At 63.1% G+C, this 14,903-nt stretch carries 18 protein-coding genes and 1 pseudogene; 8 read left to right on the top strand and 11 right to left on the bottom strand.

Going from position 1 to position 14,903, the window contains the following annotated elements:
- Positions 1-217: 217 nt before the first annotated feature.
- A pseudogene (locus KDK82_RS25910) lies at positions 218-736 on the top strand (cytochrome c5 family protein); the annotation flags it as partial.
- A gap of 69 nt (positions 737-805) precedes the next feature.
- Here KDK82_RS25910 and KDK82_RS25905 read toward each other — a convergent pair.
- Both KDK82_RS25905 and KDK82_RS25900 read right to left on the bottom strand, forming a co-directional pair.
- Positions 806-1,357: a DUF2946 family protein gene (locus KDK82_RS25905; RefSeq protein ID WP_088166609.1), complete on the bottom strand. Its 552-nt coding sequence runs from the start codon at positions 1,355-1,357 to the stop codon at positions 806-808.
- Positions 1,358-1,362: 5 nt separating this feature from the next.
- Positions 1,363-2,349 (bottom strand): YheT family hydrolase, encoded by a 987-nt coding sequence (locus KDK82_RS25900; protein ID WP_088166608.1) that lies wholly within the window; start codon positions 2,347-2,349, stop codon positions 1,363-1,365.
- 148 nt (positions 2,350-2,497) lie between these two features.
- Between KDK82_RS25900 and KDK82_RS25895 the strand changes: the two genes are divergently transcribed.
- From KDK82_RS25895 to KDK82_RS25880, 4 genes are all read left to right on the top strand, one after another.
- Entirely contained in the window at positions 2,498-3,085 is a 588-nt protein-coding gene (locus tag KDK82_RS25895) for a LemA family protein (protein WP_012202362.1), read from the top strand.
- 33 nt (positions 3,086-3,118) lie between these two features.
- Positions 3,119-3,991, top strand: a complete 873-nt coding sequence (locus tag KDK82_RS25890) for a YgcG family protein (RefSeq protein WP_088166702.1) — start codon at positions 3,119-3,121, stop codon at positions 3,989-3,991.
- Position 3,992: 1 nt separating this feature from the next.
- Positions 3,993-4,535 (top strand): TPM domain-containing protein, encoded by a 543-nt coding sequence (locus KDK82_RS25885; protein ID WP_088166607.1) that lies wholly within the window; start codon positions 3,993-3,995, stop codon positions 4,533-4,535.
- Positions 4,536-4,643: 108 nt separating this feature from the next.
- A complete protein-coding gene (locus tag KDK82_RS25880) occupies positions 4,644-4,904 on the top strand; it encodes a hypothetical protein (RefSeq protein ID WP_012202359.1) in 261 nt (86 codons plus the stop codon).
- Between the two features lie 65 nt (positions 4,905-4,969).
- Here the strand turns inward: KDK82_RS25880 and KDK82_RS25875 are convergent, their stop codons facing one another.
- From KDK82_RS25875 to KDK82_RS25835, 9 genes are all read right to left on the bottom strand, one after another.
- Positions 4,970-5,386 (bottom strand): F0F1 ATP synthase subunit epsilon, encoded by a 417-nt coding sequence (locus tag KDK82_RS25875; RefSeq protein ID WP_012202358.1) that lies wholly within the window; start codon positions 5,384-5,386, stop codon positions 4,970-4,972.
- 159 nt (positions 5,387-5,545) lie between these two features.
- Positions 5,546-6,955 carry a F0F1 ATP synthase subunit beta gene (gene atpD / locus KDK82_RS25870; protein ID WP_012202357.1) on the bottom strand — a complete coding sequence of 470 codons (1,410 nt, stop codon included), beginning with the start codon at positions 6,953-6,955 and terminating at the stop codon, positions 5,546-5,548.
- A 34-nt stretch (positions 6,956-6,989) separates the two neighbouring features.
- Positions 6,990-7,862 (bottom strand): F0F1 ATP synthase subunit gamma, encoded by an 873-nt coding sequence (gene atpG, locus KDK82_RS25865; RefSeq protein WP_012202356.1) that lies wholly within the window; start codon positions 7,860-7,862, stop codon positions 6,990-6,992.
- Between the two features lie 18 nt (positions 7,863-7,880).
- Positions 7,881-9,434, bottom strand: coding sequence for a F0F1 ATP synthase subunit alpha (atpA, locus tag KDK82_RS25860; protein WP_012202355.1), 1,554 nt, complete (start codon positions 9,432-9,434; stop codon positions 7,881-7,883).
- 48 nt (positions 9,435-9,482) lie between these two features.
- A complete protein-coding gene (locus tag KDK82_RS25855) occupies positions 9,483-10,022 on the bottom strand; it encodes a F0F1 ATP synthase subunit delta (RefSeq protein WP_013800260.1) in 540 nt (179 codons plus the stop codon).
- A gap of 12 nt (positions 10,023-10,034) precedes the next feature.
- Positions 10,035-10,505: a F0F1 ATP synthase subunit B gene (locus KDK82_RS25850; RefSeq protein ID WP_012202353.1), complete on the bottom strand. Its 471-nt coding sequence runs from the start codon at positions 10,503-10,505 to the stop codon at positions 10,035-10,037.
- Positions 10,506-10,540: 35 nt separating this feature from the next.
- Positions 10,541-10,789: a F0F1 ATP synthase subunit C gene (gene atpE / locus KDK82_RS25845; RefSeq protein WP_011803767.1), complete on the bottom strand. Its 249-nt coding sequence runs from the start codon at positions 10,787-10,789 to the stop codon at positions 10,541-10,543.
- 51 nt (positions 10,790-10,840) lie between these two features.
- Positions 10,841-11,704 carry a F0F1 ATP synthase subunit A gene (gene atpB / locus KDK82_RS25840; protein WP_012202352.1) on the bottom strand — a complete coding sequence of 288 codons (864 nt, stop codon included), beginning with the start codon at positions 11,702-11,704 and terminating at the stop codon, positions 10,841-10,843.
- Between the two features lie 21 nt (positions 11,705-11,725).
- Entirely contained in the window at positions 11,726-12,208 is a 483-nt protein-coding gene (locus tag KDK82_RS25835) for an ATP synthase subunit I (RefSeq protein WP_012202351.1), read from the bottom strand.
- 286 nt (positions 12,209-12,494) lie between these two features.
- Here KDK82_RS25835 and KDK82_RS25830 point away from each other — a divergent pair, with 286 nt between their 5' ends.
- Genes KDK82_RS25830 through lipA form a run of 3 tightly spaced genes read left to right on the top strand, consistent with a single transcriptional unit; the run spans position 12,495 to position 14,525 of the window.
- The gene (locus KDK82_RS25830) at positions 12,495-12,812 is read left to right on the top strand and encodes a YbeD family protein (RefSeq protein WP_034397898.1); all 318 of its coding nucleotides are present in this window, start codon (positions 12,495-12,497) and stop codon (positions 12,810-12,812) included.
- Entirely contained in the window at positions 12,809-13,534 is a 726-nt protein-coding gene (lipB, locus tag KDK82_RS25825; protein ID WP_088166606.1) for a lipoyl(octanoyl) transferase LipB, read from the top strand. Before KDK82_RS25830 ends, lipB begins: the two co-directional genes overlap by 4 nt.
- Before the next feature lie 10 nt (positions 13,535-13,544).
- Positions 13,545-14,525 carry a lipoyl synthase gene (lipA, locus tag KDK82_RS25820; RefSeq protein ID WP_013800257.1) on the top strand — a complete coding sequence of 327 codons (981 nt, stop codon included), beginning with the start codon at positions 13,545-13,547 and terminating at the stop codon, positions 14,523-14,525.
- Positions 14,526-14,903 lie beyond the last annotated feature (378 nt).

Here is a 14,903-nt window from a genome sequence, read left to right as displayed (position 1 = left end):
ACCCAAGGCCGGTATCTGCCGTGCCAACCGCACAGAGGTGTTCTCCGCAAGGTGAACACCTCTTTTTCATGGCGCGCGGCAAGCATTTGCCATTTGCTTGATCCATCTCATGGCATATGTGCGCCCCAGGTCAACCCGGGTCTGCGCGCAGTGTCTGCAAGAGGCCCGTCGATATAATTTGTTGTTGACTCACGCCCCCACAACACAAGAGGACTTCATGAGCGCAACCCACACCGAAGAAGCCCATACGGGCCCGATCAAGAACCCCAAGCAGCTGCTGATGGCGGTGTTTTTCTCGTTCGTGGTTCCGGTGTTCGTGATCATCGGCCTCGTGCAATACGTGAGTTCGGCCGACAAGGCCGGCGCCGGCGCTTCCCAGACCGAAATGGCCAAGGCCCAGCGGCTGCAGAAAATCGGCCTCGTGGAAATCCGGGATGCCAATCGCCCGCTGCGCTCGGGTGAAGAAGTCTTCAAGGGCCAATGCGCGGCCTGCCATGCCACAGGTGCCGCAGGTGCTCCCAAGTTCGCGGATGCCGCGGCCTGGGGCCCGCGCCTGGCACAAGGTCTGGAAGGTCTGGTGCACTCGGCCCTCAAGGGCAAGGGAGCGATGGCGCCTCAAGGCGGCGGCGATTTCAACGACACCGAAATTGCCCGTGGCGTGGTCTACATGGCCAATGCCGCAGGTGGCAAGTTTGAAGAACCCAAGGCCCCGGCCGCAGAAGGCGCTGCAGCAGAAGGTGCAGCGGCACCCGCCAACTGAGCAAGGCCCAGGATGTCTGGCACCAACCGGCTTCGGCCGGTTTTTTCATGCCCGGGCCGGACTGCGCACAAAACCGTAGCGTTGCGGCAACGTCTGTGCCGGCACCTCTTCACAGGCAGGCAGCATGCCGGCGTCCAGCGCGGCAGCGGCATCGACCATGTCCTGCGTATGGACCAGGCCCAGGCCGGAGGGCATGGCCAGATACAGGCGCCCTGTCTCATCCATCAAAACCTCCTTGATGTCTGCGGCCTGCAGCTCTGCCCCTGTGTGGCTGTGCACCTGCAGGCGCTCGCCATCCCAGCGCAGCCGCCATATCCAGGGTGTGCTTTCCAGTTCCACATACACGCGCTGGGGACCATTCTGGAAAAACCACCGACCGTCGGGCTCGGCAAGATAGTTGCGGGCAATGAAGTCCGCCAGCTTTTCGTTGCGCACCTCCGCGCCCTTGGCTCCCGGGATGCCGCTGTCGAAAGCGCCGCAGGCCTGGGCCTCTTCATCGCGCAGATACCAGCGCCCGCGCTCGTCCAGCCCCAGCCAGCCGCTGCAGGCGGGCACATGGGGCCATTTGGCCATGGCCTGCTTCACGATATCGTCCATTGCATTCATCCTTGTTCACTGTCTGCCAGCCACTGCGTGACGGCCTGCGGCATGCCCAGTACATGCCCTGGCCAATGTCCCTGTGCAAAACCCACATGACCGCCGTGCGGCGGTTGCCACAGCGTAACCCGTGGGCCGACCTCGCCTGGCCCTGGCAGGCTGCATGCAGGGACAAAGGGATCGTCCAGCGCATTGAGCAGCAGCGCAGGCACGGCAATGCTGCCCAGCACAGGCTTGGCTGCCGCCCGGCACCAGTAGTCGTGCGCATCGAGAAAGCCATGCACGGGTGCCGTGAACGCGTCATCGAACTCCTTCAGATCGCGCGCGCGCACCGCGGCATCGCGGTCGAAGAGGCCGGGAAATTGCGCCCATTTGACCTGCGCCTTGGGCACCAGCGTGCGCAGGAACATGCGTGTGTAGATCCAGCGGTTCAGACCCTGCCCCAGCGCCATGCCGCCAGCCGCCAGGTCCAGCGGCGCACTCACCGCCGCAAGGGCCTGGACCACCTCGGCCGCCTTGTCTGCCTGCAGACCGGCCCAGCGCGCAAGCGCATTGCCGCCCAGGGAAACACCCACGACATGGAGCGGGCGGGAAGACCGTGCGCGCAGGCGGCGCAGTATCCAGTCCACCTCCTGCACATCGCCCGAGTGATAGGCGCGCGGCCCCCGGTTGACCTCGCCACTGCAGCCGCGAAAGTGCGGCACGGCCATGTGCCAGCCACGCTGCGCAGCCACCCAGGCCATGGCCTGGGCATAGTGGCTGTTCGCCGAGCCTTCAAGGCCATGGAAAAGCACCAGCCATGGCGCGTCGGCAGGCAGGGTGGACGCACCGCCGAAGGCGACATCGATGAAGTCCCCATCCGGGGTATCCCAGCGCTCCCAGCGCCAGGCGGGCGCCGCCTGGCCCACCGGCCAGCGGCGCGCGAACAGTGCCGGCCAGATGGTCTGGGCATGGCCCCCGGGCAACCAGCGCGCCGCCGTGAATTCGTGCATAAAAGCCCTGTTAGCAGTCCTTGCCACACCGCTGCGCAATGGCCTTTGCCCTACAGGGCAGCAGGCCGGGCGCGCAGCACAATCGCCAGCATTGCGCATGCATCGTGCGCGATACTGTTTTCCATTGTCGCTTTCAGGTTGCCATCTTATGAAACGTCTACTCGCCACGCTTGCCACCGTCCTCGCATTGACTGGCTGCGGCTACAACGACTTCCAGCGCCTTGACGAACAGACCAAGTCGGCCTGGAGCGAGGTGCTCAACCAGTACCAGCGCCGCGCCGATCTGGTGCCCAACATCGTGGCCTCGGTCAAGGGCGAGGCGAATTTCGAACAGGAGACCCTGACCAAGGTGGTGGAGGCGCGCGCCAAGGCCACCTCCATCCAGGCCACGCCCGAGCTGGTCAACAACCCCGAGGCCTTCAACAAGTTCCAACAGGCGCAGGGCGAGCTGTCCAGTGCCCTGTCGCGGCTGATGGTGGTGGCCGAGCGCTATCCCCAGCTACAGGCCAACCAGGGCTTCCGCGACCTGCGCGTGACACTGGAGGGCACGGAGAACCGCATCACCGTGGCGCGCAACCAGTACATCCAGGCCGTGCAGTCCTACAACGTGCTGGCGCGCAGCTTTCCGACCAATCTGACGGCCAAGGTTTTCAGCTACGAACCCAAGCCCAGCTTCAGCGTGCAGAACGAGGCCGAAATCTCCCGTCCGCCCACGGTGGACTTCGGCAACAAGTAAGCCGTGACCATGTCCCTGGTGCCACTGTGGCGCATGCTTTGCGCCCTTGCCCTGACCATGCTGCTGCTGCCCGGGAGCACGCTGGCGCAGGCGCCGCAGCCCGTGCCGGCCCTCTCGGCGCGGCTCATCGACCAGACGGGTACGCTGTCGGCCGATGAGGCACGCGCCATTGAAGACAGGCTGCGTGGCATCGAACAGAAGTCAGGCTCGCAGGTCGTCGTGCTGATGGTGGCCACCACCGCGCCCGAGGACATTGCCGCCTATGCCTGGCGCGTGGCCAGTGACTGGAAGATCGGCCGCCGCGACGTGGGCGACGGCCTGTTGGTGGTGATTGCCAAGAACGACAGGCGCATGCGCATGGAAGTGGCCCGCGCGCTGGAAGGCGCGATCCCCGACCTGGCGGCCGCGCGCATCATCGACCAGCAGATGGCACCGCGCTTTCGCCAGGGGGACTATGCGGGCGGCATCACCGCCGCGCTGGACCAGGTGGCAGCGCGCATTGCGGGCGAGCAACTGCCGGCGCCCTCCTCCAGCACCCAGTCTTCCAAAAGCCCGGACAGGGGCTTCGACATGGAAGACCTGATGCTGTTTTTCTTCTTCGGCGTGGCGGTGGTCGGTCCCATCCTGCGCTCGGTGCTGGGCCGGCCGCTGGCCTCCGTGCTGGCGGGGGCAGGCGCCGGCATTGCCGCCTATGTGGTGACGGCCAGTCTGCTCGTCGCCGCAGGAGCGGGAGTCGTCGCGCTGCTGTTCACCCTGCTGGGAAGCGGCCGCTCCGGCAGGGGTGGCGGCGGTGGATGGGGCGGTGGTGGTGGCTTTGGCGGAGGCGGCGGCCGCAGCGGTGGCGGGGGCTTCAGCTCCGGCAGAGGCGGCAGTTTCGGGGGCGGCGGCGCCTCGGGGAGTTGGTGAGATGGCGGCTGCAATCACAGGCTTTTTACAGCGTCTGCTCCGGCTGCTGCGCCACCATTGGGCCGAAGGGCAGTTGCGCCGTGCACTCCCGCCTGAAAGCCTGGCGGAGCTGGAGCGCCTCATCACCATGAGCGAGCAGCGCCATACAGGCCAGATTCGCATCTGCGTCGAACCCGGACTGCCGCCCAGCTACCTGTGGCGCGACGCCACGCCGCGCGAGCGCGCCATCACGCTGTTCGGCAAGCTGCGCGTCTGGGATACCGAACACAACAACGGTGCCCTGATCTATCTGCTGCTGGCCGACCACGCCATCGAAATCGTCGCCGACCGCGCCCTGGCGCGTACCCTGCCGGCGGAACAATGGCAAACGCTGATCAGCGACATGGGTGCCGCCTTTCAGGGCGGCCATTACGCCATGGGCATGACAGCAGCCCTGGAGCGCGTGAGCCTGCTGCTTGAAACCAACTTTCCGCGTGACCCGCTGCAGCCTGTGCACGATGGCAGCGACAATCTTCCCGATGCTGTCGTGATACAGCACCACTGAAAGGCAGGCAGGCTGCGCAGGCCGGGCCGAGCCACCCCCTTCATCAAGCTATCGCGGGCACGGAGGCTGTGATAGCGTCACGCCATTTCATCAAGGAGCATCCACACCATGAAGAACACCCTGGCCCGCCTGGGCCTGCTGGCCGCCGTGCTAACCCTGAGCGCCTGCGCAAGCCCCATCCTCGACGACTCGCAGGAATATGACTATGTGCTCAGCTGCAAGCTGCGCGAAGACGACCCCAAGCGCTGCGAACAACAGATCCGCGCCCTGTGCCCCGTGCCCGCCAAAGCCGTGACGCACAAGTCGCGCACGGTGGACCCCAAGGACAATGCCGTGACCTACGTGTACCAGGCCCGCTGCGGCGACTGAGCCGCCTGCGCACCATGAAAAAAGCCGCCCGAGGGCGGCTTTCTTGCGACTGGCCCCGGGAGGGCTCAGCGCTTTTGGCGGAACTTGCGCAGGGCCGCGATCTGAGCGGCCATGACGGCCAGCTCGGACTGGGCACGCGCCAGATCGACTTCGCTCTTGGCGTTCTTCAGTGCTTCCTCGGCTTCGAGCTTGGCCTTCTCGGCCTTCTCGGCGTCCAGGTCGGCACCGCGGATGGCGGTGTCGGACAGCACGGTCACACAGTTGGGCTGCACTTCCAGGATGCCGCCGGCCACGAAGACGAACTCTTCGCTGCCGTCCGCCATCTCGATACGCACCGAGCCGGGCTTGATGCGCGTGATCAGCGGAGTGTGGCGGGGAAAAATGCCCAGTTCGCCGGATTCACCGGGCAGGGCGACAAAGCGCGCTTCACCGGAGAAGATGGACTCTTCGGCACTGACCACATCAACGTGGATGGTGTTCATCTTTGCTCCTCAGAAAAGGTTGACTGGAACTTGGAACCGGCAGGGCCCAGATCGGGGACACCGAGCAAGGGCCACCCCGCAGCGAGGGTGTCGTCCCCCTCCCCCGCGAAGCGGGTCGAGAGGGGGAAGCGACGCAGTCGCTCAGGGGGTGCCGCAGGCTCAAGCCGCCAGTTTCTTGGCCTTCTCGAAGGCTTCGTCGATGGTGCCAACCATGTAGAAGGCCTGCTCGGGCAGGTGATCGCACTCGCCAGCGCAGATCATCTTGAAACCACGGATGGTTTCAGCCAGCGACACGTACTTGCCGGGAGCGCCAGTGAACACTTCGGCCACGTGGAAAGGCTGCGACAGGAAACGCTGGATCTTGCGGGCGCGGGCCACGGTCAGCTTGTCTTCGGGAGCCAGCTCGTCCATGCCCAGAATGGCGATGATGTCGCGCAGTTCCTTGTAGCGCTGCAGCGTGCCCTGCACTTCGCGGGCCACCTTGTAGTGCTCTTCACCCACGACTTGGGGGTCCAGCTGGCGGCTGGTGGAGTCCAGCGGATCGACAGCGGGGTAGATACCCAGCGAAGCGATGTCACGCGACAGCACCACGGTCGAGTCCAAGTGGGCGAACGTCGTGGCAGGCGAGGGATCGGTCAAGTCATCGGCGGGCACGTAAACGGCCTGGATGGAAGTGATCGAACCGACCTTGGTCGAGGTGATGCGCTCTTGCAGGCGGCCCATTTCCTCGGCCAGCGTGGGCTGGTAGCCCACGGCGGAAGGCATGCGACCCAGCAGAGCGGACACTTCGGTACCGGCCAGCGTGTAGCGGTAGATGTTGTCCACGAAGAACAGCACGTCCTTGCCTTCGTCACGGAAGGCTTCGGCCATGGTCAGACCGGTCAGCGCCACGCGCAGACGGTTGCCCGGGGGTTCGTTCATCTGGCCGTAGACCATGGCCACCTTGGAGTCGTTCAGCGACTCCTGGTTGACCACGCCGGCGTCCGACATTTCGTGATAGAAGTCATTGCCTTCGCGGGTACGTTCACCCACACCGGCGAACACCGACAGACCACCGTGGCCCTTGGCGATGTTGTTGATGAGTTCCATCATGTTCACGGTCTTGCCCACACCGGCGCCACCGAACAGACCCACCTTGCCGCCCTTGGCGAAGGGCGAGATCAGGTCGATCACCTTGATGCCGGTTTCCAGCAGTTCCTGCGAAGGCGACAGCTCGTCATAAGCCGGTGCCTTGCGGTGGATGGGAGCCGTCAGCGCCTGATCCACGGGACCGCGTTCGTCGATGGGGTTGCCCAGCACGTCCATGATGCGACCCAGCGTCGCCTTGCCCACGGGCACGGTGATGGGGTTGCCGGTGTTGGACACCATCAGGCCGCGACGCAGACCGTCGGACGAACCCAGGGCGATGGTACGCACAACGCCGTCACCCAGCAGTTGCTGCACTTCCAGCGTCAGGGCCGAGCCGTCGAGCTTCAGGGCATCGAACACCTTGGGCATTGCGTTGCGGGGGAACTCGACGTCCACCACAGCGCCAATACATTGAACAATCTTGCCTTGCACTTGAGCCATTTTTTGCTCCAATTAGTTTGTCTGTTGAGCTGCTTTACACAGCAGCGGCGCCAGCCACGATTTCCGACAGTTCGGTCGTGATGGCTGCCTGACGCGTCTTGTTGTAGACCAGCTTCAACTCGCTGATGACGTTGCCGGCGTTGTCGGTAGCGGCCTTCATGGCCACCATGCGCGCCGATTGCTCGGACGCCATGTTTTCCGCGACAGCTTGGTAGACCAGTGACTCTGCGTAACGCACGAGCAGCTCGTCGATCACGGACTGCGCGTCGGGCTCGTAGATGTAGTCCCAGCTATGGCCAGACGTCTTCTCGGCCTGCATGCTCTCGGACGACAGGGGCAGCAACTGCTCCACCACCGATTCCTGCTTCATGGTGTTGATGAACTTGGTGTAGCTCAGGTACACCGCGCTCAGCTTGCCCGCTGCATATGCATCGAGCAACACCTTCACAGGGCCGATCAGCTTTTCCAGATGGGGCGTATCGCCCAGACCCGTCGCGTGCGAAACCACCTTGGCGCCGACACGGTTCAGAAAGCCCAGACCCTTGTTGCCAATGGCCACTGCTTCTGCCGACACGCCTTGATCCTGCAGCTCCCGCAGCTTGGCCGTGACAGCACGCAACACGTTGGTGTTCATGCCGCCGCACAACCCCTTGTCCGTCGTCACCACGATGACGCCGGCTGTCTTTGCATCACCGTTCACTTGCATGAACGGGTGCACGTACTCGGGGTTGGCTTGGCCAAGATGGACTGCAATGTTGCGGATCTTTTCGCTGTACGGGCGTGCAGCCAGCATCCGTTCCTGCGCCTTGCGCATCTTGGATGCGGCCACCATTTCCATGGCTTTGGTGATCTTCTTGGTGTTTTCCACCGATTTGATCTTGCCGCGAATTTCCTTACCTGCTGCCATGATGGCTCCTCGTCCGGTTTAAGCGAACGACTTCTTGAACGCAGCGATGGCGGCGTTCAATTCGGCTTCGGAATCCTTGTCCATGGCCTTGGAAGCGTTCAGCTTGTCGATCAGGGCGCCGTGGCTGGTCTTCAGGAACTGGTGCAGACCAGACTCGAAAGCCAGCACTTGCTTGACCTGGATGTCGTCCATGTAGCCCTTGTTCACTGCGAACAGCGAAGCGCCCATCAAAGCGGTGGACAGGGGGCTGTACTGGGCCTGCTTGAGCAGTTCGGTCACGCGGGCACCGCGGTCGAGCTGCTTGCGGGTGGCTTCGTCCAGGTCGGAGGCGAACTGCGCGAAGGCAGCCAGCTCACGGTATTGCGCCAGGTCGGTACGGATACCGCCGGACTGGCCCTTGACCAGCTTGGTCTGTGCAGCACCACCGACGCGCGACACCGAGATACCGGCGTTGATGGCGGGGCGGATACCGGCGTTGAACAGGCTGGTTTCCAGGAAGATCTGGCCGTCCGTGATCGAGATCACGTTCGTGGGCACGAAGGCCGACACGTCACCGGCCTGGGTTTCGATGATGGGCAGTGCCGTCAGCGAACCCGTCTTGCCCTTGACTTCACCCTTGGTGAAGGCTTCGACGTAGTCGGCATTCACGCGGGCTGCACGTTCGAGCAGGCGGCTGTGGAGATAGAACACGTCGCCGGGGAAGGCTTCGCGGCCCGGGGGACGGCGCAGCAGCAGCGAAACCTGGCGGTAGGCCACGGCTTGCTTGGACAGGTCGTCATAGACGATCAGGGCGTCTTCGCCGCGGTCGCGGAAGTACTCGCCCATCGTGCAGCCGGAGTAGGCCGACACGTACTGCATGGCAGCGGATTCGGAAGCGGTGGCAGCCACGACGATGGTGTATTCCATCGCGCCAGCCTGCTCCAGGGCACGCACCACGTTCTTGATCGAGGAAGCCTTCTGGCCGATCGCAACGTAGATGCAGGTAACGCCCTGACCCTTCTGGTTGATGATGGCGTCGATGGCCACGGCGGTCTTGCCGGTCTGGCGGTCGCCGATGATCAGTTCGCGCTGGCCACGGCCGACGGGCACCATCGAGTCGATGGACTTGATGCCGGTCTGCAGGGGCTGGTCCACGGACTGGCGTGCGATCACGCCGGGAGCGACCTTCTCGATCACGTCCGTCATCTTGGCGTTGATCGGGCCCTTGCCGTCAATCGGCTGACCCAGGGCGTTGACCACGCGGCCGATGAGTTCGGGGCCGACGGGCACTTCCAGAATGCGGCCCGTGCACTTTACGGTGTCGCCTTCGGAGATGTGCTCGTACTCGCCCAGAATCACGGCGCCGACGGAGTCGCGCTCGAGGTTCAGCGCCAGGCCGAAGGAGGGCTGGCCATCCTTGCCTGCGGGGAATTCCAGCATTTCGCCTTGCATCACGTCCGACAGGCCGTGCACGCGCACGATACCGTCGGTCACCGAAACCACGGTGCCTTCGTTACGGATGTCGCTGCTGCCAGCCAGACCCTCGATGCGGCTCTTGATCAGTTCAGAAATTTCTGCGGGATTGAGTTGCATGACTCTTTCCTTCTTTAGCTTTGGTTAGCCGAGACCTCAGTCGCGTTGTTACGCAATGAGGGCCGCTTTCATTTGTTCCAGGCGGGCCTTGACGGACGTGTCAAGAACTTCATCACCCACCACGACGCGGATGCCACCGATCAGGGACTGATCTTGCTGCACCGACAGGTTCAGCTTTCGGCCGAAACGCTTCTCCAGCGAAGTCCCGAGGGCAGCCAGAGCGGCAGCATCTATGGGAAAAGCGCTTTGAACCACGGCGTCGGACGAGCCACCGGCGCGGTTCACGAGGCTGCGAAACTGGGCCGCCACTTCTGGCAGGGCTTGCAGTCGGCCGTTTTCAATGATGACGCGCAGAAAGTTGCGAGCGGCATCGGGCAATGCCGAGCCGGCCACGCCGCTGATGACGTCGAACAGTTGTTCGTCGGTCACCTTGGGGTCGTCGGCCAGCTGGCGCAATTGCGGATTGGCGGCAATCGCCGCCAATTCCTCCGCCCAGGCAACAGTGCCGGACAGGTCAGCACCCTGGTGGGTGCTGGCCTTGAACAGGGCATCTGCGTAAGGACGGGCAATGGTGGCGAGTTCTGCCATGTTTGCTCTTCCTTACAGCTCGGTCTTCAGGCGGTTCAGCAGGTCGGCATGGACGCCGGCATCCACTTCCTTGCGCAGGATCTGCTCGGCGCCCTTGACGGCCAGCGCAGCCACTTGCTCGCGCAGGGCTTCACGGGCCTGGACTGTCTGCTGCTCGGCCTCGGCGCGGGCAGCAGCAACAATCTTGTTGCCTTCTTCGGAGGCACGGGCCTTGGCTTCTTCGATGATGGCCTGGGCACGGCGTTCGGCGTCCGCAAGCCGCGATGCCGTTTCGTTGCGCGTCTGGGCCAGTTCCTGCTCGACGCGCTTGTTGGCGGCGGCCAGGTCAGTCTTGGCCTTGTCGGCAGCAGCGAGGCCATCGGCGATTTTCAGAGCTCGTTCATCCAGCGCCTTCGCGATCGGGGGCCACACGAACTTCATCGTGAACAGCACCAGGATCAGGAAAACGATGGCCTGGACGAACAGGGTCGCGTTGATACTCACGGCAACACCTTTCTATCTAGGGCGTTGATCGGAGCTTAGGCCAGGACGAAGGGGTTGGCGAAAGCGAACAGCAGAGCGATAGCAACACCGATCAGGAAGGCAGCGTCGATCAGACCGGCCAAGATGAACATCTTGGTTTGCAATTCGTTGATCAGCTCAGGCTGACGTGCCGACGATTCCAGGAACTTGCCACCCATCAGGGCGATACCGATCGAAGCGCCGATAGCGCCCAGACCAACGATCAGACCACAAGCCAGAGCGACGAGACCGAGAATGTTTTCCATGATGACTCCTGAGATTAAAGAAAGAGAAAGGTTGAGAGGGAAAGGAAATGGTCAGTGGGCTTCATGTGCCTGGCCGAGATAGATCAGCGTCAGCATCATGAAAATGAAGGCCTGCAGGGTGATGATCAGAATGTGGAAGATCGCCCAGATAGAGCCTGCAATGATGTGCCCCAAGGGGAGCAACACACCGGAAAGCGACATGGCAGCCGCACCGCCCATCAGAGCGATCAGACAGAACACCAACTCACCAGCGTACATGTTGCCGAACAGTCGCATGCCATGCGAAACCGTCTTGGCGACATATTCAATGATCTGCATGGCCAGGTTGATAACACCCAGGATCAGTGCAAACACGGGATTCTTGCTGGTGCCGAACGGAGCGGTCACCAGTTCGTGGGCCCAGCCGCCCATGCCCTTGATCTTGATGCTGTAGAAGAAGCACAGGATCAGCACGGCCGAGGACAGGCCCAGCGTGGTCGAGAGGTCAGCCGTGGGAACGACACGCAGGTAGGCGTGCGAGTCACCCTGGACGCCCTGCCACAGTACCGGCAGCAGGTCCACGGGCAGCATGTCCATGGCGTTCATCATGAAGATCCAGACGAACACGGTCAGTGCCAGCGGAGCGATGAACTTGCGGCTTTGCGCGTTGTGGATGTTGGCCTTGGCCTGGTTGTCCACCATCTCGACCAGCAGCTCTACAGCCGCCTGAAAGCGGCCCGGAACGCCCGATGTGGCCTTGCGCGCGGCAAGCCACAGCACGAACAGGCTCAGCACGCCCAGCGTGGCGCTGACGACGATCGAGTCCAGGTTGATGACCGAAAAGTCGATGATCGACTTTTGCTTGATGTTCTGGAGGTGCTGCAGGTGGTGAACGATGTATTCACTTGCAGTAGGTGCGTGCGCGTCTGCGGCCATCGGTCAACTTCTCTTCAAATATCAATCGGTTTTTCGGACATTGGCCCGCACTATCAGCGCGACCCAATACGTTTTCATGACGATCACCAAGCCCGCCAGCAGCGCCAGCCAACTCAGCCCCGGGACCAGCTTGGGTGCAGCCGCCAGCATGGCAATGCACAGCACCAGCTTCACCAGTTCCCAGCCAAAAATTCCCACCATGGCGGCTGCAGCGCCGCCAGGCCTCTTGCGCACGACAGCGCGCGCAAACAGCGCAGCCGGCAGCACCACCGACAAGGCGCCATAGGCAGCCGACCATCCGACCTCGGCGCGCCCCGTCACCAGCCACGCGACCAGTGCCACCAGCACGCCAACCACCGCCTGGACCACCACGAAGCGCCACACAGACATCTGCGGGTTTCGCGTGCGCCACTCCTGAGCCTCCTCGGAGGTCAGGGGCTTGAAGTCGGAATCCTCGCCCTCAAGTTCCCTGTCAGCGTCTGTGTCAGCGGCGTAGTTTTTCATTGAGTTCTCGAAGGCCGCAGACCAGACAAGACTTTTTCACAAAGCCTCTGATTATAAGTAAAAACCCCTGCCGAACGATAGGGGTTGTTACGGGCATGTCCAAAACGGCGGCGGCAGCCTGGCTGTGTGGCAGCAGGCCAACAACGCCGGCCTCGCACCGCAGGCAGCTTGTTTGTTGTGTGTGGAGTTTTCGTGACCGGCGGCGCGGCAGCCCCAGGCTGCGACATGGCCGCGAACGATAGCGCACAATCGCCTCCAACGCCAAGCGATTAACCTTGATTCACCTATGACCGACGCTCCCACCCCCTCCTCCGCACCAGCAGCCGCGCCGGGCGCGGACCCGCGCAAGGACTCGTTGATCGAGTACCCGTCGCAGTTTCCGATCAAAGTCATGGGCATCAAGGCCGAGCATCTGGTGCATGAAATCACCCAGATCGCCGAGCGCTTCGACCCCGCCTTTGACCCCAGCACCATCGAGTTGCGCCCCAGCAGCAGCGGCAAATACCTGGGTGTCACCGTCACGGTGACGGCCACCAGCCGCGAGCAGCTCGACGACCTGTACCGGGCGTTCACCTCGCACCCGCTTGTGAAAGTGGTGCTTTGAGCGCCCCAGCCGCCGAGCTTGCGCAGACGCTGGACTTGCGCCTGCTGGGCCGCACCGACTACGAAGCCACGGTGCAGGCCATGCAGGCATTCACGAGCGGCCGCGATGCCGGCACGCGCGACGAGCTCTGGATCTGCGAGCACGCCCCGCATTTCACGCAAGGCCTTGCCGGGAAAAGTGACCACTTGCTGAGCCCTGGCAACATTCCCGTGGTCGCAACCAACCGCGGCGGGCAGGTCACCTACCACGGCCCGGGCCAGGTGGTCGCCTATCCGTTGCTCGATCTGCAGCGCCTGGGCTACTTCGTCAAGGAATACGTGTTCCGCATCGAAGATGCGGTCATCCGCACGCTGGAGCATTTCGGCATCACCGGCCACCGCGTGGAAGGCGCCCCCGGCATCTACGTGCGTCTTGACGATCCTCGCAGCCACGCCATGCTGGCCCAGCGCCCGCAACTGCGCGCACCCGGCTCGCCCGCGCCCCAGCCCGATTTTTCGGGGCTGGGCAAGATTGCAGCCCTGGGCATCAAGGTCAGCCGGCATTGCACCTATCACGGCGTTGCCCTGAATGCCGCCATGGACCTGGAACCCTACGACCGGATCAACCCTTGCGGCTATGCAGGACTGCAAACGGTGGACCTTTCTACAATCGGCGTTCAGACAACCTGGGACGAAGCCGCGCGCGTGCTGGGACGACAGTTGCAGCGCCGCCTAGCCCCCTGAATCCAGAACCATGACCACCAACACCGTCGTGCGCGAAGCGCAGTCCCAAGCCGAGTACAACCCGCTGGCCAAGCAGAAGGCGGCAGCGAAGCTTTCGCGCATCCCGATCAAGGTCGAGCATGGCGAGGCCCTCAAGAAGCCCGAGTGGATCCGCGTCAAGGCGGGCAGCCCCACCACGCGCTTCTACGAGATCAAGGACATCCTGCGCGCCAACAAGCTGCACACGGTGTGCGAGGAAGCCTCCTGCCCCAACATCGGCGAATGTTTCGGCAAGGGCACGGCCACCTTCATGATCATGGGCGACAAGTGCACGCGCCGCTGCCCGTTCTGCGACGTGGGCCACGGCCGCCCCGACCCGCTGGACACCAACGAGCCGCTCAATCTTGCCAAGACGATTGCCGAGTTGCGTCTGAAGTACGTGGTGATCACCAGCGTGGACCGCGACGACCTGCGCGATGGCGGCTCGGGCCATTTCGTGGAGTGCATCAAGAACATCCGCGAACTATCGCCGCTGACCCAGATCGAGATCCTGGTGCCCGACTTCCGCGGCCGCGACGACCGTGCGCTGGAAATCCTCAAGGCCGCACCTCCCGATGTGATGAATCACAACCTGGAGACCGCACCGCGCCTGTACAAGGAAGCACGTCCCGGCTCGGACTACCAGTTCTCGCTGAACCTGCTCAAGAAGTTCAAGGCCTTGCACCCCAAGGTTCCGACCAAGAGCGGCATCATGGTGGGCCTGGGCGAGACCGACGAGGAAATCCTGCAGGTGATGCGCGACATGCGCGCACATGACATCGACATGCTGACCATCGGCCAGTACCTGGCGCCCAGCAACAGCCACCTGCCGGTGCGCCGATACGTGCACCCCGACACCTTCAAGATGTTCGAGGAAGAAGCCTACAAGATGGGCTTCACGCACGCCGCCGTGGGCGCCATGGTGCGCTCCAGCTACCACGCGGATCAGCAGGCACACGCCGCAGGCGTTTGAGCTCGCCGCACCCAGGCGGCCCTCAATGCCCAGCCCTCGCCAGCCCTGCTGCCGAGGGCTTTGTCATCGCCGCATGACGGCACATCAAGACGCGCAGGCAACAAAAAAGCAGAGCCGCTGACGCATGCTCTGCTTGAATTGGAGGCGATGTTGCCTCTTCTGACATCGTAGAAAAAAAGCCTGGCTAACCGGCAGACCGCTGGCTGGCAAACCGACTTGCTGCAGGCTGAACAGGCCTGGCGAGTCGCCCCACGATGAAACTGAAAAAGGCTTGCAGCTCGAATTCCCCACCAGAGAGTTTCTTGCTGCATTGGGGCTGATCATAGCATCGAATGAGAATCAATCGCAACTAAAGCTGCAAATCTTTTTCTGCGTATC

This window comes from Delftia sp. K82 (assembly GCF_002193035.1).
Lineage (GTDB): Bacteria > Pseudomonadota > Gammaproteobacteria > Burkholderiales > Burkholderiaceae_C > Comamonas > Comamonas acidovorans.
This window is presented reverse-complemented; position numbering and strand designations above follow the sequence as displayed.